Here is a 25,960-nt window from a genome sequence, read left to right as displayed (position 1 = left end):
GTGGATCGCGTTAGCGCTTGGTCAATTGAGTGGTGGCTTCCAGTGGTGTCACTGGCTGTCCATCGGTGAGCCATCCGCCTCCGGCGGCAACCACCGTCTCGCCGGGCTTAAGTCCAGCGAGGACGCGCGCGCTGTCTCCTTCCTGTGCCGGCGTGAAGCGCACCGCGCGACGGTGCACCTTCTTATCTGCAGGGGTGTAGACGAAGACGGAAGCCTCACCCGGCTTCGTGCCGAGCACCAGCGAGGCATAAGGGACGGATACAGTCTCGGGCCGAGAGGTCTTGGAGGTCGCCGCAGGTGCGTCGAGCACGACCTGTACGGGAATACCTGGCCGAAGTGCGCGCGCTTGCGCGTTATCTTCAGGCACTAGCACCACGGGTAGGAGCGAGCCATTTTCGGCGCGCAGACCGACACGACGTACCACCGCTCGGATTGGTTGTTCGGCTCCGCTCCAGAACAGTTCTGCGCGTTGGCCGACATCTATGTGAGGTGCCTGTGTAGTAGACGCGTTCGCGATGATCTCAGTGCCACTGCGCACACCGTCGACCTGAAATACCGGCGCACCAGCAGCAATGTCGGTGAACGCCAAAGCCAGCTTTTCCGCCACGACACCATCGAAAGGAGCGACGATCATCGTGCCACGTTGTGCTCGTTCGGCCAGGCCAAGCGCTGCCTTGGCAGTGCGCGCTTGGCCCTCTGCGACCGCTAGCTGCGCCTTGGCGCTCTCGAACGCAGCAGGGGAGATGACTTCGCTTTCGAGCAACCGGCGCTGTTGATCTGTCTGTACACGTCGATCCATCAGGCCGGCTTCGGCGGCCGCCAGGGATGCTTGCGCTTGCGTCACGCGAAGCCGGTCAGGTTCCGCATCAAGTTCTGCCATGACTTGACCGCGGGCGAACCGTTCACCCACGTCGACGTTCAACTTGGCGATCCGTCCTCCTGTTTCAAATCCTAGGATGCTGCGCTCGGTTGCTCGCGCCGAGCCAGTCAATTCGATGCGGGAGCTATGCGGAAGATCCGACTGCGCGGCGGCGAGCTTCACTGCGCGCGGAGGCTCGGATACGGTGGATTGCGAGTTTCCGCACCCTGAGACCAGGGTCGAAATGAATAGTGTGCAAGCAACCGTCAAGGAGCGCAGTGCGCACGCGGTCATGAAAGCTCTACGGACGCGACTCATGGGTGTCCTTTCGCAGGGATCAGTTCGAGATGGCCCGAGGCGAGATCCTGGAGCGCCCGAAAGAAATGCCGCCGCTCTGCGGGTGCGAGTATCGGCAGACCCAGGAGATCGGCGAACAGGGCGCCATCCAATGCCAGCATGATGAGTGCCGCGGTCTCGGTGCCACGCGGGGATCGACGCACGCGTTCGTACTGCACGCGATAACACTCGCGCAGTGGGTCGAGAAGTGTTGGATCTTCCGCAGCTGCCGCGAGCAGCGCTGCGCCCATCTTCTGCATCTCGTCGTCGGGTATCGCTTCCACCTGGCTCGACAGCCAGGGGTCCGGGTCTCCGGCAAACCTGCGCTCGTGATTGGCTTGTACCGCGTCGAACGCCCGGATCATCTCGTCGATCAGTGTCACGAACAAATCGCGTTTGGTCTTGAAATGATAGAGAAACGCCCCTTTGCTCAACCCGGCCCGCACGACGACGGCGTCCAGCGTCAGACGACTGGCGCCTTCCTCCAGCACCAGTTCGCGAGCGGCCTGCAGGATGCGCTCGCGAGTTAGCTGGGCTCCTTGCTGGAGAACGGGCTGCGCATCGGTGCTGCTATGGGCGGTGGACGGGGGGGGCAACTTTGTTTTCGCGCGAGGCGGCATGGTCGTGCTCCAAAAAAAGCTTGAGTCATATACAGTCCAGACGGTATAGTAGAAGGCGTAAAACAGTCCGTCAAGACTTTTTCGGAATGCAAGGACCTGCCATGTCTCAAATTCTTGAACGCTATCGCCTCATGGCCATGATTTCGCCGCTAATGCTTCTTGCGGCTTGCAGCCATGCTCCGCACTCTGCCGATCCGCCTCGCCTGGATGTACCGGCCCATTTCTCAAATGAAGAGGGAGGTGAAGGCATCCTGGACAAATCATCCCGCCGTACTCTTCCCGTCGACTGGTGGACGGCCTACGGCGATCCACAGCTCAATGTCCTAGTCCGGGCGGCGCTGGAGCGCAACACCGAACTGTCGATTGCGCGCGCGCGCGTCGACGAGGCCTCGGCCGCCACGCGGCGAGCACGGGCCTCCCTGCTCCCCTCGTTGTCCGCGGGCACGCAGGCAACTCGAGGACGCGACTATTCAGAGAACGTTGCGATCGGCAATGATGGCCGCGCCACGTTGTCTGCATCGTGGGAGGCAGACCTGTCGGGGCGGCTTTCGCAGGCAGCAGAAGGTGCGCGCCTGGATGCGGTGGCAGCCGAACAAGCGTGGGTTGCCACGCGTTGGCAGGTCGCGTTTGAAACAGTGTCGGCGGCTGTGCAGCAGCGCCAAGCCAGTGAACTCGAAGCGCTCGCCACGGCGCGGCTGGCATCCGCCGAGCGACTCGTCTTGCTGACACAACGGAAGTTCGAGGCCGGACAAGCTACCGGCTTCGACATCGAGCGAACCCGCTCCGGCGTCGTCGCACTGCGTGTGGAGCAAGAGCAACTTCGGCGTGCGCGCGGCGAGGCGACGCATGCACTTGATGTACTAGCGGGACAAACGCCCGGAGCGTCTGCAGCTTCTCCGACTCTTGCTTCACTCGCCGCCCCCAATTGGACACCGACACGCATACCTGCGGACCTGCTGAGTGAGCGGCCCGACGTGCGCGCCGCCGAAGCGAAGTTCGCAGCCGAAACCGCGCGCTGGAACGCAGCCGAAGGCGAACGCTTCCCTAAGCTGGTGTTGGACCTGAGCGGCGGACGGCAGCGCGTTGAGAGTGCGGGGACGCGCATTACCGGCAACATTTTTTCACTTGGGGCCGGGGTTTCGTTGCCGATCTTCGATGGTGGCGCGATCCGTGCCGGCATCGAGACCGGAGAGGCGCGCAGCCGAGCTGCGCGCGCGGAGTTCGAGCGCACTTTGTTGAGTGCATTGCAGGACGTAGAGAACGCATACCTCGGTTGGCATACGCAGCACGCCGCACTGGAGCATCAGACCGAGGGGGTCGCAGTCGCGGAGCGTCAGCTCGATCGCAGCCGCCGTCTGTTTGAGGCGGGACAAGTGGACGCCACGGTGGTGGCCGAGGCTGAGGCGGGGGTGATGTCAGCGCAGGCTTCGCTGATCCGCACGCGGGCCGAGACAGCCGTGCAATGGGGTGTGCTGGCAAAAGCACTATCCGGCCCACCTGTTTGATCGGGGAAGCTTGCTGGAGCAGCTTGCGAAGGCTAGATAGCGTGGCGCAAGGCGAAGGTGGTGAGGCCTAAGTGAGGAGGAATGCGAACATGGAAATTCGGCATCTGCGCTACTTTCTAGCGGTGGCAGAGGAACTGCACTTTGCCCGAGCCGCAGAGCGCCTCCACATCGAGACATCGCCGCTGTCGCGCGCCATCAAAGAGCTTGAAGAGGAGTTGGGCGTAGCGCTATTTGCGAGAACCACTCGGAGCACCCGCTTGACTCGTGCAGGCAGACTCTTCTTTGAGAGCGTACCCCGTGTCTTCGCAGCTTTGCAGCAGGCGCGCGACAGTGTGAACGCCGCAGCCAATGGCTTTCATTGCCAGCTCCGTATTGCATTGTCTGATGGAATCACGCCATCGCGCCTGCCTGCGTTGTTGGCGCTCTGCCGGCAGGAAGAGCCGGAAGTGGAAGTTCGCTTCTTCGAAGTGCCTTTGTCACAGCAAATCAAGGGATTGTGTGGCGAACTGTACGATCTCGGCTTCGCTCAATCGGATGAAGTCGGCGAAGGCATCATCGCCGTGCCGGTGTGGAGTGACCCTCTGATGGTAGCTGTGCCCGCACGGCACCCCTTGCTATCCCACAAACAGATTCCCCTGGAAGAGCTGTTGCGGTATCCGCTGGTGCTCTGCGACGCGGTGGCGTGTGAGGGCCATGCTCGGCAAGTTGAACGGGTGCTACGTCGCGTGGACATTGAGCCTCTAATTGCCGAACGCGTGACTTCCAGCGATCTAATGATGGTCCTGGTTTCGGCGGGACTTGCACTAGGCCTCACAGGAGGTGCGCATATTACTGCCAGCAGGGAACAGGGTGTGGTCGCACGGCCGCTGACTGGAGGTTCGCCCATGCTCACGACCTATCTGCTACGACCGGCCAGCGAGCCGTCAGAAATACTGACTCGCTTCATGGAACGCGTTCATTCGATCAAATCTCCAGACGCCAAAAGTCGGCGGTAAACCATCACACAATCTCCCAAGGAAACTTAACCATGAAGAAGATTGCTCTCATATTGCTTTCCTCGACACTGGCAGCCTGCAGCCCATCCGGGAAACCAGATAAAGGCAACCTTCCGACGGTCGATGAATTAGCGCTCAATCCTGAGCGGCTGAAAAAGTTGCGCCAGCAATGCAAGTTGGATCGTCCTATGCTGGGCGACCAACTATGTAACCGGGTTGCCGAGGCTACGCGAAAGCGCTTTTACGAAGATGGCGATGTGCCCTACACCACACCTAAAGAGCCGCCGAAGTTCTAAGCTGGTGGTCACGCTGGAGTATGTATGCCGGATATGAAAAACTTGAAGGAGAATTGCAATGGGCTGGATCTATCTTGTTTTGGCTGGATTGTTTGAAATCGGATGGCCGGTCGGGCTGAAAATGGCGCAAGAGCCAACATCGCGTTGGAGTGGGGTCGCAGTAGCCGTCTCTTTCATGACAATTAGCGGCGCCTTCCTATGGCTTGCTCAGCGTCAGATACCGATTGGGACTGCTTATGCGGTGTGGACGGGTATCGGAGCGGCGGGAACGTTCTTAGTCGGAATTCATTTCTATGGCGACCCAACCTCCCTGATGCGATACCTTGGCGTGGCGCTGATCATCCTGGGCGTTATCACGCTCAAGTTATCGAGTTGAGTACTAGCTCCTTTGATAGCGTAGTCACTGGGACACCCTGCGACACAGACTGGATCGGGTTCTGGGAACTCGCACGGTCACCTCCTCCTAGTCGTTATATGTGGTGAGCTTGCCGCAGCCTCGGGAGAGTTCGAGCCAGTGCGCGTAAGGCGGTGGAGCAGCCATTCCGGGTGCTCCACCTTCAGCTCCTGCAAAGGTGGAGAAAGAGTGTGGGTTGGCTAGCATGGCGCGGCCAAGAATCACCAAACCCATCTACCTGCCAGCGATCACGTGCTCGGCCATTCGCGGATCGTCGATGCCCCAACTCACTGCCACAGGTAGCCCAGTCTCGCGGCTCATGCGTTTGGCAAAGGGGCTGACGCGACGGCCGGCAACCAGCGGCTGGCCATTCGCTTCCTTGACATTAACCAGTCCGGCTCGGCCGTGGCAGGCCGCCGCGACCACCCTGCCGTCAGCCCAAGCGCCCGACAGCAGATTGACGAGCGCCCCGCTCCGGGTAAGTCCCACATGGTGCCATGGCCGCCGGGCAGGAACATCACCGCACCCCCTTCCGGGGCGATGCTGTCGATCTTCAGCGAGCCTTCGAGCTTGTCCATCGACACCTTGTCATCGAGGAAGCATTCCACGCTCGGCGGGTTCATGCCTTCGCTCGCTATGGAATGAGGATCCACCGGAATCTCGCCGCCGGCGATTGACGCAATATCCACATTGGCACCTGCATCGACCAAGGCGTAGTACGGGGTGGACTGTTCCTCGAACCACACGCCGGTCAGGCGCGGGTCGTCGCCCATCGTTGCCTGCGAAGTCAAAACCAGCAGAATCTCGAGGGGAGTTCCCATCATGGTTTTCTCAGTTCAGACGCTTGGGATCAAGCGGCCAGCGACCATTACGCCTGCTTGGCTTTGCGCGCTGTCTCGACCAAGCTGTCGAGCCAGTCCTGATGGCCGTTGATCATCGGGTTGGGTTTGGCGTTGTGCAGCTCCTCGGCCGGCTTGCCCTTCTGCGTTTCCTGCGTGAGGATGCGCACGCGCCCGCCGTCCAGGTTCTCGACCAGCCAGGCGTGATGCACATCCAGGCGCGTATCTGTGCCTTCCTCGCCGGACCAGCCGTGCCAGGCCACGCGGCCGGGTTGCCCATCCGCAGGTGCCACGTACTCGTTGCACTGCCCCTCTACCGGGAAGCCGAAGGTCTCGAAATAAAATCGATCGCCGTCGGCCAGTACCGGGCCTTTGCCGCCATGAAAGCGCACGTTAGCCGAGTTGGCGTAGTAGCTTGGCCACAGCGATGGTGTGACGAGTAGCGGCCATACGTCGGCCGCGCTCAAGCCGGCGGCGATGATCTCATTAGAGGCGAAATTCTCAGTAAAGCCCGGCGTGTAGCCTTCGGGCCAGAGGATGGCGTTCTGTTGCTTGCTCATATCGAAGCTCCTTCACAAAATGTCAATGACGCAACAGGGGTGGCTGCGTCATTCAAGTGGTCATAGAGCAATCATGAGCCTCCCTGTGAAATAAGTGAAATCCTAATTTTTTATTTTTGAAATCATATAATTTGATATCAGCGTCTAGGTTCTGCCATCCGCCGACAAGGCTATCTCGCAGCGGTGCTACGAAAGGGTCCGTCTCCAATTGAGCCGGCTGATTGCATATTTGTAGTGCGAGGCAGAGTTGTGCTGAGCATGACGATGAGAGCCATCTTGCCTACTTGTTGTTAGCACAGGAAGTGAACAGCAGTGCTCGTATCCAGCGATGTGCTGGATCGTGATGGGTGCGTTCGTGCCAAGCAGCCGTCTTGGTGAACCCCGGTATCTTCATCGGCGGCAGGGAGATAGCCAGCTTGTCCATACCGGCGACCAAGCGGCTCGGCAAGATCGCGACCATGTCACTGGCACGCAGGATGTCTGGCAAGATCAGAAAGCTCTTGACCGACAGTGTGACGCTTCGTTGTTTGCCCAACTGTTCTAGCGCATCGTCGGTGACGCCGCGGAAACCTCCACCATCGTAGGAAACAAGCGCATGGTCGAGAGCACAGAACTGCTTAACTGTCAGCTTGCGCCCCATAGCCGCTGGATGGTCTTCCCGCAGGACACACACGTAGTGCTCCTTGAATAGCTCTCGGGCATGCAGATTTGGCGGAGTGATCTCTGGCGTCAGGAGGGCTAGATCGATTTGACCGCGCTCAAGCTGGTTCTGTAGCAGTCCGCTCTCGACTGGCACTAATGAGACTCGAACGCGCGGTGCGTGCTGTTTGAGTGCCGATAGAAATGGGACAGCAATGGCACGCAGCGCATAGTCCGTCGCGGCGATGGAGAAGGTCAGTTGTGCGGTGGCCGGGTCGAAAGAAGGTGGCTGGAGCAGCGCGTCGATTTCCGCTAGCACCTGTTTGACAGATATCCCTATGTCTAGCGCCCGCTGCGTCGGAACGATGCCCCGCTGCGCACGCGCGAACAGCGGGTCGCCGAAGCTTTCACGCAGCCGCGCAAGCATGCCGCTCAAGGCCGGTTGGGTTAGTCCAAGACGTGCTGCCGCCCGTGTCACGTTGCGTTCGTCCAACAATACGTCCAGCGCCTTGAGTAAGTTGAGATCCATGCTCTTGATATCTTTCATTCTTATCCAGATTTCAATAAATAATTCTTTCCCATGATATCTAGATTCTGCTCATGAGGGGAGCGAGACCCAGCGAGAATTTTTTTCTGGGCAACCTCTTGGAAACTCCAAATGCGCCATAGGGTGCTTTAGTTTGCGGCGTTTGTCTTCGACTCGCCCCGCCGCTCATTCTTTCTTTTCCCTCGACCGTTGTGCTCAAAACGGTCTTTGACGGGCACCCACGCGGCACCGATCCTCGCTCTATGCGGCACGTTCCTGTGCCGCTTTTGAACGAGGAATCAGTGCAGGGAAATCGGAGGCCAGTCAATGCAAGCTCAGGGCGTACTGTTCGGGCAGATCGCCGCCGTATTCGGCATCGTGATCGCCGGCGTGTGGGGTGCAACGCAATGGACAGCCGCCGCCCTGGGCTATCAACTACGCCTTGGCTCGCCATGGTTCGACTTCTTTGGAACCCCGGTCTATCACCCTTGGCGGCTGTTCGAGTGGTGGTTCTTCTTTGATGCCTACGCGCCGCACGTCTTCGATATCGGCGGGGCCATCGCGGGTGGAAGTGGTCTGGTGGCCGTGGTGGTCGCCATCGCCATGTCGGTGTGGCGCTCGCGGCAAGCGCGCCTTGTCACCACCTACGGTTCGGCACGCTGGGCCGATGCGGAAGACATACGCAAAGCTGGGCTGATCCAGCCCGACGGGGTTTTCCTCGGGCTGCATCGCGGCCAGTACCTCCGCCATGAAGGCCCGGAACACGTCCTGACCTTCGCACCAACGCGCTCGGGCAAGGGTGTGGGCCTGGTCGTTCCCACCTTGTTGAGTTGGCCCGCATCCGTCGTCGTTCACGACATCAAAGGCGAGAACTGGACGCTCACCGCAGGCTGGCGTTCGCGGTTTAGCCACTGCCTCCTGTTCAACCCCACGGATGCGCAGTCGGCAGCCTACAACCCGCTGCTGGAAGTGAGGCGCGGCGCGCACGAAGTGCGCGACGTGCAGAACGTGGCCGACATTCTTGTCGATCCCGATGGCGCACTCGAACGCCGGAACCATTGGGAAAAGACCAGTCACGCGCTGTTGGTCGGCGCCATCCTGCATGTGCTGTACGCAGGCGAGGACAAGACGCTGCGCGGCGTCGCCAACTTCCTCAGCGACCCGGCGTGTCCGTTCGAGCTGACGCTGCACCGGATGATGACGACGAAGCACCTGGGCGATGCGCCTCACCCGGTTGTCGCATCCGCTGCCCGCGAAGTGCTTAACAAGTCGGACAACGAGCGATCGGGCGTGCTCTCCACCGCCATGTCGTTTCTCGGCCTGTACCGCGACCCGACCGTGGCCGAAGTCACATCGCGCTGCGATTGGCGCATCGCCGACCTGATTTCCGCCGAGCACCCGGTATCGCTCTATCTGGTGGTGCCGCCCTCCGACATAAGCCGCACCAAGCCGCTGATCCGGCTCATCTTGAACCAGATCGGGCGGCGGCTGACCGAATCGCTCGACGGCAGCGATGGCATCGCGCGCCGGCACAAGCTGCTGCTGATGCTGGACGAGTTTCCGGCGCTGGGCCGCCTCGATTTTTTCGAGTCCGCGCTTGCCTTCATGGCCGGGTACGGCATCCGCAGCTTTCTCATCGCTCAAAGCCTGAACCAGATCGACAAGGCGTATGGGCAGAACCATTCCATCCTCGACAACTGCCATGTCCGGGTGACTTTCGCCACCAACGACGAAAGGACGGCGAAAAGGATTTCAGAAACCCTCGGCACCGCCACCGAGCTTCGCGCGCAGCGCAACTACGCCGGCCACCGGCTCGCTCCGTGGCTGGGGCACCTGATGGTGTCGCGTCAGGAAACTGCACGGCCGCTGTTGACGCCCGGCGAGGTGATGCAGCTTCCACCTGATGACGCCGTGGTCATGGTGTCCAGCGTCGCCCCGATCCGCGCGAAGAAGCTGCGCTACTACGCCGACGCCAATTTCAAGAATCGCGTCCTGCCACCGCCCGCGCTCGTAGCCGGGAGGTACGCCGACGCGCCGCCAGCCCGCCCCGACGACTGGAGCGGCTTGGCGATCCCGGCCGTACCTGCGGCGCCGGCCTCGGCATCCGCCGATGGCCTGGGCGGCACCGATGACGGCGGCCCACGCCGCCAGCCCGAACTCTCCGAAACCGTCGCCTACGACCCCGAGCCGGACGCACATGCGAACGACCTGGCGCTGCTCGATGACGACGACCTGGCGCTGCCGCTTCCCGGCCAGCTCGACCCGGCCATGCAGCGCACGGCCCGGCTGGCTTCCCTCGACCCCAACGACGGAATCGACCTATGAGCCAATACCGCCTCAATCTTTTCATCCAGCCCGAGCACGCCCAGCGCCTGGACGAACTGGCCGCCAAGAAAGGCGTGTCCAAGTCGTCCATCGTCGCAGCGGCCTTGGCGTCCTGGCTGTCGCCCGATGCTGGCGACCAGCGCGAGGCCGCCATTGCCAAGCGGTTGGATCGACTGTCGCGGCAGACCGAACGCCTGGAGCGCGACCAGAACATCCAGATCGAAACGCTGGCGCTGTTCATCCGCTACTTCCTGACCGTCAGCACGCCGGTGCCCGAAGCCCATCAGGATGCGGCACGCGCCCAGGGCAAGGTGCGCTTCGAGCAGTTCGTCGAACAGTTGGGTCGCCACCTTCTGCGTGGCCGCAGTCTGGTGCGCGACGTGGTGGAGGAACTGCACCCCGATCCGATGCAGATGGATGACGCAGCAGCGATGGCCTCCGCCCATGAACGAACTGCGGAGCGTGCGTCATGAGTGCCGTTCCACAGATCCAGCCCGAACCTCGCTCATCCGCAGCAGCGTCCCAGGATCGCCGCATCCAGATGCTGCGCACTGCAATGGGGCCGCTGATCGCCGCTGCGCTCGAAGACCCGGATGTGGTGGAAATCATGCTCAACCCCGATCGCACCCTGTGGGTGGATCGGCTGTCGTCGGGTCGCTCGCCGCTGGGCGTGGAGATGCCCGAGGCCGATGGTGAACGCATCATCCGCCTGGTCGCCGCGCATGTCGGCGCGGAGGTGCATCGCGGCCAGCCGCTCTTGACCGCCGAGTTGCCGGAAACCGGCGAGCGTTTCGAGGGCATCCTGCCTCCGGCCGCCCCGGGGCCAGCCTTCGCGCTACGCAAGCGGGCCGTGAGCATCATCGGCCTGGATCGCTACGTGGCCGACGGCATCCTGACCGCCGGGCAGGCCGAGTTCCTGCGCCGCGCCGTGCGCGAGCGGCAGAACATCCTAATCGCCGGCGGCACCAGCACCGGCAAGACCACGCTGGCGAACGCGCTGCTGGCCGAGATCGCCGCCACAGGCGACCGCGTGCTGGTGCTCGAAGACACCATCGAGCTGCAATGCGCGGCCCGCGACCATGTGCCGCTGCGCACCCGCGCCGGCGTCGTCACCATGACCGAGCTGGTGCGGGCCACGATGCGCCTGCGGCCTGACCGCGTGATCGTCGGCGAGGTGCGCGGCGGCGAAGCCCTCGACCTCATCAAAGTGTGGGGCACCGGCCACCCCGGCGGCATTGCGACCATCCATGCCGGCTCCGCGCTGGGCGCGTTGCTGCGCCTCGAACAGTTGATTCTCGAAGTCGCTGTGAATCCGCCGCGGGCGCTGATCGCCGAGGCGGTCAACGTCGTCATCAACATCGCCGGACGCGGCCGCAAGCGCCACGTCGAAACCATCGCCCGTGTCGTCGGCTTCGACGGCACCGGCTATCGCCTGGCGGACGCACTGGAAACGCCGTTTCCCGAGCTGACGCCGGTTCCTCTCGCAGCCGACGCCGCTGCACATTCCCGTCCCCCAACCAACTTGGAGAACTGCCATGACGCACGTTGATTCTTTCCGCTTTTCCGTAAATCCGCTTCCTCGCCTGTCCGGCCTGGCGCGGCTGCGCAGCCTCACCCGCCCTGCGAGGCAGGGGCTGCTGCTGGCCGCGCTGCTGCTGTTGCTGGCCGGAACGGCGCAAGCCGCCGGTTCCTCGATGCCGTGGGAGGGGCCCTTGCAGTCGATTCTGGAGTCGATCCAGGGGCCGGTGGCACGCATCGTCGCGGTCATCATCATCATCGCCACGGGCCTGGCGCTGGCCTTCGGCGACACCAGCGGCGGCTTTCGCAAGCTGATCCAGATCGTGTTCGGGTTGAGCATCGCGTTCGCCGCTTCCTCGTTCTTCCTGTCGTTCTTCTCGTTCTCCGGCGGGGCCGTCGTATGAGTACGGCCAGCGACCTTCCAGGCTTCGAGGTGCCGCTGCATCGCTCGCTGACCGAGCCAATCCTGCTGGGCGGCGCGCCGCGCACCGTGGCAATTGCCAACGGCACGCTGGCCGCCGCCGTCGGGCTGGGCCTGCAACTGTGGATTCCCGGCGTGGTGCTCTGGATCGTCGGCCACTCGCTGGCCGTATGGGGTGCGCGCGTCGATCCGCAGTTCATGCAGGTCTTCGCGCGGCATATCAAACACCGCCCGCTTCTGGACGTGTGAGGGGAGGACGCCATGCTGAACCTTGCCGAATATCGTCAGCGCCCGGCCTTGCTTGCCGACTGGCTGCCCTGGGCCGGGCTGGTCGCGCCGGGCGTTGTGCTGAACAAAGATGGTTCGTTTCAACGCACGTTCCAGTTTCGCGGCCCCGACTTGGACAGTGCGACACAGGGCGAGCTGATTGCCACGTCGGCGCGGCAGAACAACGCGCTTCGCCGTACCGGGTCTGGCTGGGCCTTCTATATCGAGGCCGAGCGGATGCGGGCATCGAGCTATCCGCAATCCTCCTTTCCCGAACCACTGTCCTGGCTGGTGGATGAGGAGCGACGCGCGGCGTTCGAGGAGTCGGATGGCCATTTCGAGAGCGTCTATCACTTCACGTTGCAACACCTACCGCCGCAAGAGTCTCGCGCCCGTGCGGCTGGGATGCTGTACGAGAACCGGCCCACTGAGGGTGTGGACTGGCGTGGTCGGCTTGATTCCTTCGTGGCAGAGACCGATCGCGTGTTCGACCTGCTCGATGGTGTGATGCCGGAGATTGCCTGGCTGGACGATAGCCAGACGCTGACCTACCTGCATGCCACAGTCTCCACCCGGCGCTATCGCGTCGGCGTGCCCGACGTGCCGTTCCATATCGACGCACTGCTTGCCGATGCCGCGCTGGTCGGCGGCCTGGCGCCCATGCTGGGCGATCAGCACCTGCGCGTGGTGTCGGTACGAGGCTTCCCGACCTCGACCTGGCCGGGGATCTTGGACGACCTCAACCGCCTGGGCTTTGCGTATCGCTGGAGTACGCGCTTCCTGTGCCTGGACAAAGCCGAGGCGGAACGGGAATTGGGGCGCTTGCGGCGCCAATGGTTCGCCAAGCGCAAGAACGTCATCGCGCTGCTGCGCGAAACGATCTTTCAGCAGGAAAGCCCGCTGGTCGATACCGATGCCAGCAACAAGGCCGCCGACGCCGATGCCGCCTTGCAGGAGCTGGGCAGCGATCAAGTCGCCTTCGGCTACCTCACCGCCACGGTGACGGTGCTCGACGCCGACCCGGCCGTGGCCGACGAGAAGCTGCGCATGGTGGAGCGCGTCATCCAGGGCCGGGGTTTCGTGACCATCCCCGAAACCCTCAACGCAGTCGATGCCTGGCTGTCGTCCGTCCCCGGCAACGCATACGCGAACGTGCGTCAGCCCATCGTTTCGACGCTGAACCTGGCGCACATGATGCCGATGTCAGCGGTATGGGCTGGGCCGGAGAAGAACGAACACCTCGATGGCCCGCCGCTGATCGTCACCCGCACCGATGGCGCGACGCCGTTCCGGCTGGTGACGCACATCGGCGACGTGGGGCACACCCTTGTCGCCGGGCCGACCGGCATGGGCAAGTCGGTGCTGCTCGCCATCTTGGCCATGCAGTTCCGGCGCTACTTCGGCTCGCGGATCTTCGCCTTCGACATGGGCCGCTCGATGCGCGCCACCATCTTCGGCCTTGGCGGTGAGCACTATGACCTCGGCGCCGATGGCGGCATCGCCTTCCAGCCACTCGCGCGAATTGCCCACGAGGGCTACCGCACCTGGGCCGCCGAATGGGTGGAGGGCCGGCTGCTGCACGAAGGCGTGACGGTCGGCCCGGACGAGAAGGCTGCCATCTGGTCGGCGCTGAGAAGCCTTGCCGGTGCGCCGGTGGAGCAGCGCACCATGACCGGCTTGTCGGTGTTATTGCAGTTTAACGCGCTGCGCCAAGCGCTCGCGCCCTATGTGCTGGGCGGCGCACACGGCAAGCTGCTGGACGCTGACCACGACCGGCTGGGCATGGCCGACGTGCAGGGCTTCGAGATGGAAGAACTGATGCACAGCCCGGCCGCCGTGCAAGCGGTGCTGCGCTACCTGTTCGCCCGCTTCGACGAACGTTTCGACGGCGCGCCCACGCTGTTGATCCTCGATGAAGCGTGGCTGTTCCTCAATGAGCCGTCCTTCGCGGCCCGCATCCGGCAATGGCTCAAGACGCTCAGAAAAAAGAACGTCAGCGTCATCTTCGCCACGCAGTCGCTGGCCGACATCAAGGACTCGACCATCGCGCCAGCCATCATCGAAAGCTGCGCGAGCAGGATCTTCTTACCTAACCCGCAGGCCACCGAGCCGCAGATTCGCACGATCTACGAAGGCTTCGGCTTGAGCAGCCGCCAGATTGAGATCGTGGCGACCGCCCAGCCCAAGCGCGATTACTACTACCAGTCGCGCCTCGGCAATCGCCTGTTCGACCTCGACCTGGGGCCTGTCGCGCTCGCATTCGCGAGCGCATCCACCCCTCAAGACCAACGCGACATTGACCGCGTGCTGACGCAGGCCGGCGCTCCCGGCTTCGCCGGCGCGTGGCTGCGCCATCGCGGCCTCGGCTGGGCCGCCGACCTGCTGCCGTCCGCTCCGGCGGCAGCTTCCTTTCTCGCTTCTCAACCGCTGGAGGTTTCGCCATGATGACCAAGCCCCGTTTGCTCTCTGTCTCACTCGCTGCTGTGCTGTCGGTATCGCTGTTGGCCGTGCAGCCCGCATCCGCGCTGACGGTGTTCGACCCGTCCAACTTCGTGCAGAACACGCTGACCGCCGTGCGCACGCTGGAACAGATCAACAACCAGATCAACCAGCTCCAGAACGAGGCGCAGATGTTGATGAACCAGGCCAGGAACCTGGCAAATCTCGACTTCAACATCGTCAACCGCCTGCGCTCGACGCTCGCCACCACCGAGCGCCTGATCGCCGAGGCGCGCGGCTTGGCCTACGACGTGCAGAGCATGGATGCCACGTTCGCCCGCCTGTACCCGGAACAGTACGCCTCCACCATCAGCGGCGACCGCATGGCACAGGATGCCCGCGAACGCTGGCAGAACACCTTGAACGGCCTGCACACCGCGATGCGGATGCAGGCGCAGGTGTCGCAGAACCTCGCCCAAGACGAAAGCGCGCTGGCCGACCTCGTGAGCCAGAGCCAGTCGGCCACCGGCGCGCTGCAAGCGATGCAGGCGACGAACCAGCTCCTGGCTTTGCAGGCCAAGCAGTCGATCCAGGCGCAGCAGCTCCAGATCACGCAAGACCGGGCCGCTTCGCTGGAACTGGCGCGGCAAGCGGCGGCTATGGAGCGCGCCCGCGAAGTGCGGCGGCGCTTCCTCGGCACCGGCACGCCGTACACGCCGCAGTCCGTCAACTTCTACAACAACTGACCGGAGGCGGCCATGCGATGCGCTTCCGTCCTGCTGGCCGTGCTGCTGACCGCGTGCGGCCAGCAGCCGGCCGAGAACCTGGCCGACGCCCTGGCCGCAGATCCGGTGCGGCTCAAGGCGTTGCGCGGGCAATGCGCGGTCGACCGGCAGGCCATGGGCGAGGATGCCTGCCGCGCCGCCGCCGAAGCCTTCCGGCGGCGCTTCTTCGCCGGCCATACCGGGCCGGATGAATACAACTCGCTGGCTGAACTCCCGCCGATTCCGCCGAGCTTCGATACGCCCGCAGATGAATTGCCAGAGGGCGCCGTTCCGCTCACTCCGCCCGAGGATTCGCCATGAACGACGTGACCATCATCGACCGTTTCCTCGATACGTTCTCGCGCTACATCGACTCGGGCTTCGGCTTATTGCAGGGCGAAGTGGCATTTCTCACCGCCACGCTCATCGTCATCGACATGACGATCGCTGGCCTGTATTGGGCCATGAGCCACGCCACCGGCCAGGGCGACGACGTGATCGCCAAGCTGCTGCGCAAGGTGCTCTATGTCGGCGCGTTCGCCTACATCATCGGCAACTTCAACTGGCTGGCGAGCATCGTGTTCCGCTCGTTCGCCGGCTTGGGAATCACCGCTACCGGCTCGGCCATCACGATGGAGAACTTTCTTCAGCCGGGCCGGCTGGCGAAGACCGGCATCGACGCAGCCGCGCCGATTCTGGAACAGATCGGGGACATGGCTGGGTTCCCCGAGGTGTTCGTGAACATCGACCCTATCGTGGTTCTGTTCATCGCCTGGCTGGTGGTGATCCTCTGCTTCTTCGTGCTGGCCGTACAGCTTTTCATCACGCTGATCGAGTTCAAACTGACTACGCTCGCCGGCTTCGTCTTGATCCCGTTTGCACTCTGGAACAAGACCTCGTTCCTCGCGGAAAAGGTGCTAGGCAACGTGGTGTCGTCAGGCATCAAGGTCTTGGTGCTGGCCGTCATCGTCGGCATTGGTTCCGGGCTGTTTGCCGAGTTCCAGGTACATCCCGACGAACCATCAATCGACCACGCGCTGGTCGTGATGCTGGCCTCGCTCGCGCTGCTGGCGCTGGGCATTTTCGGCCCCGGTATCGCCACCGGCCTGGTGTCCGGTGCGCCACAGCTTGGTGCGGGCGCGATGGCTGGTGCTGCGGTCGGGGCTGTCGGCACCGGCGTTGCCATCGGAGCCGCCGCAACGGGAGTGGGCGGCGCCGTCATGGCTGGGGCACGAATGGCCCCGGCGGCCGCAAAGCTGGCCGGTGCCGGCGCGCGTGCCGCGACTTCGGCGGCCGGCAGTGCCCGATCGGCGTTCCAGGCCGGTTCCGCTGCGGCCGGCGGCGGTGCCAAGGGCGCGGCGGCTGGCCTCGGCAATGTCGCCAAGACCGGCGCACAAGCCGCAGGCCGCAGCGTCACCTCTGGTGCTTCCGCTGTTGGGCAGAAGGTGGCCGACTCCTTCCGCGCTGGCTGGAACGGCACAGAAGCCGGCAGCGACGGTGCTGGCCGCGGCCAGACCGCAGACGGCACCGCAGGCTCGCAGAAGCAAGAGCAACCGGCCTGGGCCAAGCGGATGCACCGCCGCCAGCAGGCTACCCATGCCGCGACCACTGCCGCCCACACGCTGCGCGGGGGCGACGGCGGCGGCTCCGGGCAAGGCCCGAGCCTGCGGGATTCCGATACCTAACCTTCAAGGAGAACACCCATGCGATTCAAACGACCGCAGGTGCGCTACGCCGATACGCCGCAGCCTGCCACCCCGTATCAAGCCGCCGCCCAGGTGTGGGACGACCGTATCGGCTCCGCCCGCGTGCAGGCGAAGAATTGGCGCCTGATGGCCTTCGGCTGTCTAGTGCTCGCGCTGTTGATGGCCGGCGGCCTGGTGTGGCGCTCGGCGCAGTCCATCGTGACGCCCTATGTCATCGAGGTCGATCAGGCCGGGCAGGTGCGCGCTGTAGGTAAGGCCGCTACGCCGTATCGGCCCGGCGACGCGCAGATCGCGCACCACCTGGCGCGCTTCGTGACGCTGGTTCGCTCGCTGTCCATCGACCCCATCGTGGTGCGGCAGAACTGGCTCGATGCCTACGACTACACCACCGACAAGGGCGCGGCGGTGCTCAACGACTACGCCCGCACCAATGACCCATTCGCCCGCATCGGCAAGGAATCGGTAACGGTGCAAATCACCAGCGTGGTTCGCGCCAGCGACACGTCTTTCAACGTGCGCTGGACAGAGCAGCGCTATGTCAACGGTGCGCCCGCCGGCACCGAACGCTGGAACGCCGTGCTTTCGACCGTCCTGCAAACCCCGCGTACTGAACAGCGCTTGCGCAAGAACCCATTGGGTATCTACGTCAACGGCCTGTCATGGAGCCGCGAACTGGATTCTTCCGAAGGAGCCAAACCATGAAACTTCGTTTCTGCCTTTACGTTTTTCCTTTGACGCTGCTGGCCCTCGCGGGCTGCGCCTCGCAGGGCAAGCCGCCGCCGTCCATCTCGCTCGACGAGCCGGTGCTGGCCCAGCCATTGCCCGAACCGCCCAAGCCCGTCGAAGTCGTCGCCGTCCCTGAACCGCTGGCGCTGCCGGCGCAGTTGAAGCCGCTGCCGGAACTCGATGAGGCCCCCGTTGCGCCGGAGCCGGCCGACGAAAAGGTGCGCGTTTCCCGTGCCAATGCAGAAGCGCGTATCGCGCCTACCCGTGAGGGCTACGTCAACGCGATTCAGGTGTGGCCGTTCACCGATGGCGCGCTTTATCAGGTCTATGCGTCGCCGGGGCGCGTGACGGTGGTTTCGCTTCAACCGGGCGAGGAACTGGTGACGGTCGCCGCCGGCGATACCGTGCGCTGGATCGTGGGCGACACGTCCAGCGGCGGCGGGGCCGATCTGCGCGTCAATGTGCTGGTCAAGCCCATCCGTTCCGGCCTGAAAACCAATCTCGTCATCACCACCAGTCGGCGCACCTACCTGCTGGAGCTGACCTCGACCGAGAAGGCATGGATGGCGTCGGTATCCTGGGACTACCCGAAAGACCGGATGCTCGCGTTGCAGCGCCAGGCGCAGGCTGCGCAGGCGACAACGCCTGTCGATACGGGCCTGTCGCTGGACAAGATCCGCTTCCGCTACGCGGTATCGGGCAGCAACCCGCCGTGGAAGCCGCTACGCGCCTTCGATGATGGAGAGAAGGTCTATATCCAGTTTCCGGCGGGCATCGCCCAGGGCGAGTTGCCGCCGCTGTTTGTCATCGGCGCGCAGGGCGACGGGCAATTGGTGAACTACCGTTTCCGCGCGCCGTACTACGTCGTGGATCGCCTGTTCGGCGCGGCCGAACTGCGGCTGGGCGGCGACGGCGGCGACGTGGTGCGGATCGAGCGCACCGATGGCGTTGCGCGGAGGAACTGACCATGAGCCAGGATGACACTCCCGACCTTGCCGCGCCGCAGGCGGCGGGCAAGATCGCTCCCGAGGCGGTCGCGCTTCGCGCCCAGCCGCGCCCGGTCACGCGCCTGAATCGGCGCACGCTGGCCATCCTCGCCGGCGTCCTGGCGGTGGCCGTGCTCGGCGCGGTGATGTGGTCGCTGCAACCTCAGCGGCGCGGTGCGGGCGAGCAGACCGAGCTTTACAACGTCGATCGTGTCTCGAAGTCTGAAGGACTGGATGCGCTGCCGACGGACTACTCCAAGCTGCCGCCGGCGTTGCCGCCTGCCGTTCCCGAACTGGGGCCGCCGCTGCCGGGCGATCTTGGCCCGGCCATCGTGAAGTCGCAGCAGCCGGCGACGGCCGCCTACGCGGCCCCCGGCCACGACCCGAACGATGCTCTGCGCAAAGAAGCCGAAGCGGCCGCGGCCTCGTCCGTGTTCTTCCGCTCGGGAGGGCAGAATGCGGCGCCGGTGGCGCAGACACAGGTGGCCGCTGCGCCGGGCTTCGCCGCCAATGCGGTGTTTGACCCGCTGGCGGCCGGGCCGGTCTCCACGGCGGCCCAGCCTGCTGACCCGACAGCGGTGCAAAACCGGCAAGACCATAAAGAGGCTTTCTTGAAAGGTGGCTCCACTGAAACCCGTAATTCCGGCAATCTGACCCTGCCAACTTCGCCGTATCAGGTCATGGCCGGAACGGTGGTCGCAGGTGCCTTGGTGACGGGGATTAAGTCGGACTTGCCCGGCGACGTGATCGCCACGGTGACGGAGCCGGTCTATGACACAGCCTCCGGGCGCTTCCTGCTGATTCCGCAGGGTTCGCGCATCCTGGGCAAATACAACAGCCAGGTCAGCTACGGGCAGAGCCGCGTTCAAGTCGTCTGGAACCGGATCATCCTGCCGGACACGTCTTCGCTCACGCTCGACAACCTGGCCGGCACCGACCCAGCCGGCTATGCCGGGCTGGAGGACGATGTGGACTACCACTGGGGCCGCATCTTTGCCGGTGCGGCACTCACCACGCTGCTGGGCGTCGGTGCCGAGCTGGCCGCGCCGGAGAACCGGCAGGATGGTGATCGCGTCATCATCGCTGGGCGCGACAGCGCGCAGGACAGCATCAATCAGGTCGGCCAGGAGATGACCCGGCGCAACCTCAACATCCAGCCGACCTTAACGCAACGGCCGGGCCTGCCGGTTCGCATCATCGTCAACCGGGATCTGGTGCTGCGGCGGTACCAGCCGCTGTTCTTCAACCGGGGGACTTCACGATGAGCACGACCAAGAAGCTGCGGCTCGGCCCGCTGCCGAAGACCGAGAGCACCAAGCTGACTTTCGTTTGCCCGACCAGCTTGAAAGCCGACCTCGACCGCTACGCCGCGCTACACGCGCAGGCGTATGGCGAGGCCGTTGATGCGGCGACGCTGATCCCGCATATGCTGGAAGCGTTCATGGCGGGGGATCGAGGATTCAGGAAGGGCACGGCGACCCGCAGCACACCACCGAAGCCGCCATGATTGCACCGCATGCTATTCAACGGCATCCATCGAACGCGCAGCCCAGGCTGCGCGTTCTTCATTCTGGATGCCGCCGAGCCTGTTGGGCTATGATGATGCGACAGGCCCGCCGTTCCTCGGCAATCCAGCACTACACAGTGCGATGCGGCTTTCTCTCCCAACGCTCCTATGTCGCTCCTAGCCGACAACGCCGCTCTTCTTCTAAGCGGCCCCGAAAGGAGCTAACCTACTGTCCCATATACGGTTTCAAGTCCTTCTTGATTTGCGCGAAAGACTTGACACCGGCACTTTTTTGCCCCCGTGGCAGCCAGCTGAGCCTCTAGCGGAGCCAGTTCAGATGTCCGATACAGCCTCGCCAAAACCCGTCGCCAGTGGCGAAAAATTCCGTAACGCCGAGGGCATCACCGCGATCAAGGATGGCCAGAAGCGCCGCCCTTCGGCCGAGCCACAGGTGTTCGAGCCCAAGCCCAAGTGGCTGCGGGTCAAGGCGCCCGGTGGCAGCCGCTTCGACGCGGTCAAGCGCAATGTCGGCGAACACCGCCTGAGCACCGTGTGCCAGGAGTCCCACTGCCCGAACATGGGCGAGTGCTGGTCCAACGGCACCGCCACCATCATGCTGATGGGCTCGGTGTGCACCCGCGCCTGCCGCTTCTGCGCCGTGGACACCGGCAACCCCAATGGCTGGCTGGACAAGGAAGAGCCGCAGAACACCGCCAAGTCGGTGGAGCTGATGGCGCTGCGCTACATCGTGCTGACCTCCGTCGACCGCGACGACCTCGACGACGGCGGCGCGGCCCACTACGCAGCCTGCGTGCGCGCCATCAAGGAGCGCACCCCGAACGTAGTGGTGGAAGCCCTCACCCCCGACTTCAACGGTGACCTGCAAGCCATCGAGCGTGTGGCGGACTCCGGCCTCGAAGTGTTCGCGCAGAACGTCGAAACGGTGAAACGCCTGACCTATGAAGTACGCGACCCCCGCGCCGGCTACGAGAAGACCCTGCGCGTGCTGGAGCATGCCAAGCGCCATCGCCCCAGCCTGCTGACCAAGACCAGCCTGATGCTGGGCCTGGGCGAGACCGACGAGGAAGTGCTCGAAGCCATGGATGACATGCGCGCCATCGGCGTCGACATCCTCACCCTCGGCCAGTACCTGCAACCCACCCGCAACCACCTGAAGGTGCAGCGCTGGGTCAGCCCGGAAGAGTTCAACCGCTTCCGCGACATCGGCCTGGAGAAGGGCTTCATGGAAGTCGCCGCCGGCCCGCTGGTGCGCTCCAGCTACCGCGCCGACCGGGTGTTCGAGAAGAACAACCTGGGCCTCGCCGCACCGGTTCCGGTACCGGGCCAGCCCCTGGATACCAACCTCATCCCCACCCTCAACCTGGGTTGAGCGGGCACGGCAAGACCGCCCCGGGAAACCGGGGTGGAGTGCGATGAAGGGAAATCAGGACTTCGAAAAAAGGCGCCCACTGGGCGCCTTTTTCGTATCTGCCTAGCGCGGGTAGAGCCGGTCGCGCAGGACGCGCTCCAGCCGCTGCGCCACCTCGTCGAACGACGGCGGCGAATCGAGCAGCTCACGGAGCTGCACCATCTTCAGCCCGGCGTAGCCACAGGGATTGATGCGCTGGAAGGGCGACATGTCCATGTCCACATTCAGTGCCAGGCCATGGAAGGAGCAGCCACGGCTGACCCGCAGCCCCAGCGAGGCGATCTTGTCGCCCGCGACATAGACGCCGGGGGCATCCGCCTTGGGCGCGGCCTCGATGCCGTAGCCGGCCAGCACATCGACCAGGCTCTGCTCCATGGCCGTGACCAGCTCGCGCACACCCAGGCCCAGACGGCGCAGGTCGAGCATCAGGTAGCCCACCAGCTGGCCGGGGCCGTGGTAGGTGACCTGGCCACCGCGATCCACCTGGACCACCGGGATATCCCCCGGCGCCAGCAGGTGCTCGGCCTTGCCGGCCTGCCCCTGGGTGAAGACGCGCGGGTGCTGCAGCAGCCAGATTTCATCGGGGGTGCTGCCGTCGCGCTCGGCGGTCAGGCGACGCATCGCCTCCAGGGTCGGCAGGTAATCCGCCAACCCCAGGTGACGCACGATGAGCTCAGGCGCCACTAGAGCACCATGTGCACGCGACCGGTAGCGCGCAGGTCGACGTGAATCGCCTGCAACTGGTCGACGCTGGTGGCGGTGATCAGCACCTGCACGGAGAGGAAGCGGCCATTGCGGCTGTCGCGTGCCACTAGGGTGGTGACGTCGAGGTCCGGCGCATGGCGCTGGATGATCTCGACGACCAGGTCGGAGAAGCCCTCGCCGGCATCGCCGATCACCTTGATCGGGTAGCGCTCGCAGGGGAATTCGATTTTCGGGGCTTGTACGTCGGTTTCGTCGGTCATGGCGGCGGCGGACTCGTGGCCCGCGATGCGGACGCCCCGCCACCCGGGTGGGGGGCGAGGCGTCGGCTCAGTAGGTCGGTGGGTGCGGCTTAGTTGAACAGGCCGTAGAAGAACAGGCGGATGCTATCCCACACGCGGCGGAAGAAGCCACCTTCCTCGACGGCCTCCAGGGCGACCAGGTCGGCGCTGTGCACCACCTTGTCGTCCAGCTTGACCTCGACCTTGCCGATCACGTCGCCCTGCTTGATGGGCGCGACCAACTGCGGGGACAGGGTCATGGCAGCCTGCAGTTTCTGCAGTTGGCCTTTCGGCAGGGTCATGGTCAGGTCGCTGGCCAGGCCGGCCTTCACTTCGCGGGAAGCGCCCTTCCAGACCTGGGCTTTCGCCAGCTCGGCACCCTTCTGATAGAAGGTCTTGGTCTCGAAGAAGCGGAAACCGTAGGTCAGCAGCTTCTGGGTCTCGGCGGCACGGGCCTGCTCGCTGTTGGTGCCGAACACCACGGCGATCAGACGCTGGTTGTCACGCACGGCGGAGGCCACCAGGCAGAAGCCGGCTTCCTCGGTGTGACCGGTCTTCAGGCCGTCGACGGTCTTGTCGCGCCACAGCAGCAGGTTGCGGTTGGGCTGCTTGATGTTGTTCCAGAAGAACTCCTTCTGCGAGTAGATGGCGTAGTGCGCCGGGTCCTCGTAGATGATCGCGCGGGCCAGGCGGGCCATGTCATGCGCGGTGGAGTAATGCTCCGGGTTGGGCAGGCCGGTGGCGTTCATGAAGTGGCTGCCGACCATGCCGAGTTTCTCGGCGGTGGTGTTCATCATGTCGGCGAAGGCATCTTCGCTGCCGGCGATGTGCTCGGCCACCGCGACGCTGGCGTCGTTGCCGGACTGGATGATGATGCCGTGCAGCAGGTCGCTCAGGGACACCTGGGTGTTCACCTGCACGAACATGCGCGAACCGCCGGTGCGCCAGGCGTGCTCGCTGATGGTCACCGGGTCGTTCTCGCCGATCTGGCCCTTGCGGATTTCCAGGGTGGCGATGTACGCGGTCATCAGCTTGGTCAGGCTGGCGGGCGGCAGGCGCTCGTCACCGGCGTTCTCGACCAGGACCTGGCCACTGGCGGCATCCATCAGCACATAGGCCTTGGCAGCCAGTTGCGGCGGCGATGGGACGATCTGCTCGGCGGCCAGGGCGACCGGCGCGGCGATGAGCAGGGCTGCTGGCAGTAGAAGGCGTTTCGCAAAGCTGATGATGTTCATCCGTCTCTCTGAAGTTGCTAATGGTCTAACAGGCCCTTGCGGGCAAAGAACGAAGCCGTCAGTCCGGCTTCACCAGGGTCGGCTGGCCGAGGTTGGCCAGGCGTACGCTGTCCTGCAATTGCTGTGCTTCACCCTGCGTGTCGATCGGCCCCAGGCGTACCCGGTGCAGGATCTGCTGATTGCGCACGACCGAGCTGATGAATACCGGGGCACTCACCATCCCGCTCAGCTTGTCCTTGAGGAGCTCCGCAGCGTCCGGATTGGCGAAGGCGCCCACCTGGAGATACAGGCCAGATGCTCCGAGTGAACCGTTTTTTTTTGCGTCGATCTGCACGGGCAGCACGGCGGCTGCGTGCTGCGCGGGCGGCGGGGTGTACTGCTCCACCGGGGCGGAAGCGACCTGTGCGACGCTCGGCGCCGGCTGCGCCTTGGCCACCTGCTGCGGCTGTGCCAGCACCATGGGTACCGGGCGGCCCTGGGCAGCCCACCACTCGTTGGGGTCGATGCCTTCCACCTTGACCCGCGCGGTGCCGCTCTCGGCATAGCCGAGCTTCTTCGCGGCAGCGAAGGACAGGTCGATGATGCGGTCGGAGTAGAACGGGCCACGGTCGTTGACCCGCAGGATCACGGTGCGACCGTTGTCCAGGTTGGTCACCTTGACGTAGCTCGGCAGCGGCAGGGTCTTGTGCGCGGCGGTCATGCCGTAGAGGTCGTAGGCCTCGCCGTTGGCAGTGGCCTGGCCGTGGAACTTGGTGCCGTACCAGGAGGCGGTGCCGGTGGCCTGGTAGCGGCGCGCATCGCTCATCGGGTAGTAGGTCTTTCCGAGCACCGTATAGGGGTTGGCCTTGTACGAGCCGTAGTGCGGCATGGGCACGGCATCGGGAATCCGCGATACGTCCACATCCCACCAAGGAGCGCCGTCACGGTGAGGGCGCGAATAGTCGCCGGGGCCGGAAATATTTCCGCCCTGCTGTACCGGCTGCGGGGTACGGCTGCTGGAGCAACTGGCGAGCATCAGCGCCAGGACACCGTAAGCAGCGATTCTCATAGGCATTGGCTGCATCTGTTAACGCCCGCCCCGTGCATTGACCAAGGATTCTGAAAGCTGATGCACCGCCATGGAATACATCACGCTGCGATTGTAGCGGGTGATCACGTAGAAGTTGGGCAGGCCCATCCAATACTCCATGCCGTCGACGCCATCCAGTCGGAAGGCCGTGACGGGGAGATCATCGCGCAAGGCGTCACCGCTTGCCCAGCCCAGGGCACGCAGTTCGCCGACATTCTTCACCGGGTCCAGGCCTTCGGTGAGGCCCTGTTCGGCATTCTCGCCACGCACCTGGGCGCGGCTCACTACCGGCTCGCCGGCTACCCAGCCATGGCGCTTGAAGTAGCTGGCCACGCTGCCGATGGCATCCACCGGGTTGTTCCAGATATCGATGTGGCCATCACCGTCGAAGTCCACCGCGTAGGCGCGGAAGCTGCCCGGCATGAACTGCGGCAGGCCCATGGCGCCGGCGTAGGAGCCTTTGAGGGTGAGCGGGTCGACCTGCTCTTCGCGCGCCAGCAGGAGGAACTCCTTGAGCTGCTTGCGGAAGAAGTCGGCACGCGGCGGGTAGTCGAAGCCCAGAGTGGACAGCGCATCGATCACCCGGTAGCTGCCGGTGTTGCCGCCATAGAAGGTCTCGACGCCGATGATGGCGACTATCACCTGGGCGGGTACGCCGTACTCTTTCTCGGCACGGGCCAAGGCGTCGGCGTGCTTGTTCCAGAAATCCACGCCTTTCTGGATGCGGGCATCGGTGATGAAGATCGGCCGGTATTCCTTCCACGGCTTGACCCGTTCGGCCGGCCGCGAGATGGCATCGAGGATCGCCTGCTTGCGCTCGACCTCCCGGAACAGGCTGACCAGTTGCTCCCCGGCGAAACCATAGTCGCGGGTCATCTCCGCAACGAACTCGGCGACCTGGGGGCTTCCTTCATAGTCGCCCGCCAATGCGGGGGCGGCTGCACCCAGCACGCCGCAGAAGCCCACTCCCAGGGCCCCTCGCATCATCCAGTTGCGCAGTATTTTCAAATTATTCA

27 protein-coding genes and 1 pseudogene are annotated in these 25,960 nt (G+C 64.1%); 18 read left to right on the top strand and 10 right to left on the bottom strand.

What is annotated here, in order from left to right:
- Positions 1–10: 10 nt before the first annotated feature.
- Positions 11–1,042: an efflux RND transporter periplasmic adaptor subunit gene (locus tag ACXI0U_RS00980; RefSeq protein ID WP_223231736.1), complete on the bottom strand. Its 1,032-nt coding sequence runs from the start codon at positions 1,040–1,042 to the stop codon at positions 11–13.
- A 131-nt stretch (positions 1,043–1,173) separates the two neighbouring features.
- Positions 1,174–1,815 (bottom strand): TetR/AcrR family transcriptional regulator, encoded by a 642-nt coding sequence (locus ACXI0U_RS00975; protein WP_028689677.1) that lies wholly within the window; start codon positions 1,813–1,815, stop codon positions 1,174–1,176.
- Between the two features lie 101 nt (positions 1,816–1,916).
- Between ACXI0U_RS00975 and ACXI0U_RS00970 the strand changes: the two genes are divergently transcribed.
- From ACXI0U_RS00970 to ACXI0U_RS00955, 4 genes are all read left to right on the top strand, one after another.
- Positions 1,917–3,320, top strand: coding sequence for an efflux transporter outer membrane subunit (locus tag ACXI0U_RS00970; protein ID WP_016487825.1), 1,404 nt, complete (start codon positions 1,917–1,919; stop codon positions 3,318–3,320).
- Positions 3,321–3,409: 89 nt separating this feature from the next.
- Complete coding sequence (locus ACXI0U_RS00965; RefSeq protein ID WP_006378999.1) at positions 3,410–4,315, top strand: LysR family transcriptional regulator; 906 nt, start codon at positions 3,410–3,412, stop codon at positions 4,313–4,315.
- Positions 4,316–4,347: 32 nt separating this feature from the next.
- A complete protein-coding gene (locus tag ACXI0U_RS00960) occupies positions 4,348–4,611 on the top strand; it encodes an EexN family lipoprotein (protein ID WP_016487824.1) in 264 nt (87 codons plus the stop codon).
- A 58-nt stretch (positions 4,612–4,669) separates the two neighbouring features.
- A complete protein-coding gene (locus ACXI0U_RS00955) occupies positions 4,670–4,987 on the top strand; it encodes a DMT family transporter (RefSeq protein ID WP_000539741.1) in 318 nt (105 codons plus the stop codon).
- A gap of 335 nt (positions 4,988–5,322) precedes the next feature.
- Here the strand turns inward: ACXI0U_RS00955 and ACXI0U_RS00950 are convergent, their stop codons facing one another.
- From ACXI0U_RS00950 to ACXI0U_RS00940, 3 genes are all read right to left on the bottom strand, one after another.
- The gene (locus ACXI0U_RS00950; protein WP_006378996.1) at positions 5,323–5,829 is read right to left on the bottom strand and encodes a type 1 glutamine amidotransferase family protein; all 507 of its coding nucleotides are present in this window, start codon (positions 5,827–5,829) and stop codon (positions 5,323–5,325) included.
- Between the two features lie 44 nt (positions 5,830–5,873).
- Positions 5,874–6,404: an SRPBCC family protein gene (locus tag ACXI0U_RS00945; RefSeq protein ID WP_016487823.1), complete on the bottom strand. Its 531-nt coding sequence runs from the start codon at positions 6,402–6,404 to the stop codon at positions 5,874–5,876.
- Between the two features lie 280 nt (positions 6,405–6,684).
- Entirely contained in the window at positions 6,685–7,590 is a 906-nt protein-coding gene (locus ACXI0U_RS00940) for a LysR family transcriptional regulator (protein ID WP_006378991.1), read from the bottom strand.
- A gap of 306 nt (positions 7,591–7,896) precedes the next feature.
- On the opposite strand from ACXI0U_RS00940, the gene ACXI0U_RS00935 reads away from it, so the two are divergent.
- The 14 genes and pseudogenes from ACXI0U_RS00935 (at position 7,897) to lipA (ending at position 21,618) form a co-directional block, all read left to right on the top strand.
- Positions 7,897–9,894: a conjugal transfer protein TraG gene (locus ACXI0U_RS00935; protein WP_016487822.1), complete on the top strand. Its 1,998-nt coding sequence runs from the start codon at positions 7,897–7,899 to the stop codon at positions 9,892–9,894.
- The gene (locus ACXI0U_RS00930; RefSeq protein ID WP_006378865.1) at positions 9,891–10,367 is read left to right on the top strand and encodes a CopG family transcriptional regulator; all 477 of its coding nucleotides are present in this window, start codon (positions 9,891–9,893) and stop codon (positions 10,365–10,367) included. The genes ACXI0U_RS00935 and ACXI0U_RS00930 overlap by 4 nt, the downstream gene beginning before the upstream one ends.
- A pseudogene (trbB, locus tag ACXI0U_RS00925) lies at positions 10,364–11,433 on the top strand (P-type conjugative transfer ATPase TrbB). Before ACXI0U_RS00930 ends, trbB begins: the two are co-directional and overlap by 4 nt.
- Positions 11,430–11,816, top strand: a complete 387-nt coding sequence (locus tag ACXI0U_RS00920; RefSeq protein ID WP_006378803.1) for a TrbC/VirB2 family type IV secretion system protein — start codon at positions 11,430–11,432, stop codon at positions 11,814–11,816. The pseudogene trbB and the gene ACXI0U_RS00920 overlap by 4 nt, the downstream one beginning before the upstream one ends.
- Complete coding sequence (locus tag ACXI0U_RS00915; RefSeq protein WP_006378802.1) at positions 11,813–12,082, top strand: VirB3 family type IV secretion system protein; 270 nt, start codon at positions 11,813–11,815, stop codon at positions 12,080–12,082. Before ACXI0U_RS00920 ends, ACXI0U_RS00915 begins: the two co-directional genes overlap by 4 nt.
- A 12-nt stretch (positions 12,083–12,094) precedes the next feature.
- Positions 12,095–14,545: a conjugal transfer protein TrbE gene (trbE, locus tag ACXI0U_RS00910; RefSeq protein ID WP_006378801.1), complete on the top strand. Its 2,451-nt coding sequence runs from the start codon at positions 12,095–12,097 to the stop codon at positions 14,543–14,545.
- Positions 14,542–15,285: a P-type conjugative transfer protein TrbJ gene (trbJ, locus tag ACXI0U_RS00905; RefSeq protein WP_006378800.1), complete on the top strand. Its 744-nt coding sequence runs from the start codon at positions 14,542–14,544 to the stop codon at positions 15,283–15,285. The genes trbE and trbJ overlap by 4 nt, the downstream gene beginning before the upstream one ends.
- A gap of 12 nt (positions 15,286–15,297) precedes the next feature.
- Positions 15,298–15,624, top strand: coding sequence for a hypothetical protein (locus ACXI0U_RS00900; RefSeq protein ID WP_006378798.1), 327 nt, complete (start codon positions 15,298–15,300; stop codon positions 15,622–15,624).
- Positions 15,621–16,988 carry a P-type conjugative transfer protein TrbL gene (gene trbL, locus ACXI0U_RS00895; protein WP_006378795.1) on the top strand — a complete coding sequence of 456 codons (1,368 nt, stop codon included), beginning with the start codon at positions 15,621–15,623 and terminating at the stop codon, positions 16,986–16,988. The genes ACXI0U_RS00900 and trbL overlap by 4 nt, the downstream gene beginning before the upstream one ends.
- An 18-nt stretch (positions 16,989–17,006) precedes the next feature.
- Positions 17,007–17,711, top strand: a complete 705-nt coding sequence (gene trbF, locus ACXI0U_RS00890) for a conjugal transfer protein TrbF (RefSeq protein ID WP_006378793.1) — start codon at positions 17,007–17,009, stop codon at positions 17,709–17,711.
- The gene (gene trbG, locus ACXI0U_RS00885) at positions 17,708–18,700 is read left to right on the top strand and encodes a P-type conjugative transfer protein TrbG (protein WP_016487821.1); all 993 of its coding nucleotides are present in this window, start codon (positions 17,708–17,710) and stop codon (positions 18,698–18,700) included. The genes trbF and trbG overlap by 4 nt, the downstream gene beginning before the upstream one ends.
- A gap of 2 nt (positions 18,701–18,702) precedes the next feature.
- Positions 18,703–19,986: a TraB/TrbI/VirB10 family type IV secretion system protein gene (locus ACXI0U_RS00880; protein WP_016487820.1), complete on the top strand. Its 1,284-nt coding sequence runs from the start codon at positions 18,703–18,705 to the stop codon at positions 19,984–19,986.
- Positions 19,983–20,228 (top strand): DUF2274 domain-containing protein, encoded by a 246-nt coding sequence (locus ACXI0U_RS00875; RefSeq protein ID WP_006378741.1) that lies wholly within the window; start codon positions 19,983–19,985, stop codon positions 20,226–20,228. The genes ACXI0U_RS00880 and ACXI0U_RS00875 overlap by 4 nt, the downstream gene beginning before the upstream one ends.
- A gap of 337 nt (positions 20,229–20,565) precedes the next feature.
- Positions 20,566–21,618: a lipoyl synthase gene (gene lipA, locus ACXI0U_RS00870; RefSeq protein WP_431483389.1), complete on the top strand. Its 1,053-nt coding sequence runs from the start codon at positions 20,566–20,568 to the stop codon at positions 21,616–21,618.
- 102 nt (positions 21,619–21,720) lie between these two features.
- Here lipA and lipB read toward each other — a convergent pair whose 3' ends face one another.
- The 5 genes from lipB to mltB all read right to left on the bottom strand — a co-directional run bounded on the left by lipB (position 21,721) and on the right by mltB (position 25,952).
- Entirely contained in the window at positions 21,721–22,341 is a 621-nt protein-coding gene (gene lipB / locus ACXI0U_RS00865) for a lipoyl(octanoyl) transferase LipB (protein ID WP_021221483.1), read from the bottom strand.
- Positions 22,341–22,622 (bottom strand): DUF493 domain-containing protein, encoded by a 282-nt coding sequence (locus ACXI0U_RS00860; protein WP_111261509.1) that lies wholly within the window; start codon positions 22,620–22,622, stop codon positions 22,341–22,343. The genes lipB and ACXI0U_RS00860 overlap by 1 nt, the downstream gene beginning before the upstream one ends.
- An 89-nt stretch (positions 22,623–22,711) precedes the next feature.
- The gene (locus ACXI0U_RS00855; RefSeq protein ID WP_021221485.1) at positions 22,712–23,875 is read right to left on the bottom strand and encodes a D-alanyl-D-alanine carboxypeptidase family protein; all 1,164 of its coding nucleotides are present in this window, start codon (positions 23,873–23,875) and stop codon (positions 22,712–22,714) included.
- Between the two features lie 58 nt (positions 23,876–23,933).
- The gene (locus tag ACXI0U_RS00850) at positions 23,934–24,938 is read right to left on the bottom strand and encodes a septal ring lytic transglycosylase RlpA family protein (RefSeq protein WP_184489633.1); all 1,005 of its coding nucleotides are present in this window, start codon (positions 24,936–24,938) and stop codon (positions 23,934–23,936) included.
- Positions 24,939–24,941: 3 nt separating this feature from the next.
- Positions 24,942–25,952, bottom strand: a complete 1,011-nt coding sequence (gene mltB / locus ACXI0U_RS00845; protein ID WP_031288487.1) for a lytic murein transglycosylase B — start codon at positions 25,950–25,952, stop codon at positions 24,942–24,944.
- Positions 25,953–25,960: the final 8 nt, after the last annotated feature.

Source organism: Pseudomonas sp. C9D1 (assembly GCF_056491235.1).
This window is presented reverse-complemented; position numbering and strand designations above follow the sequence as displayed.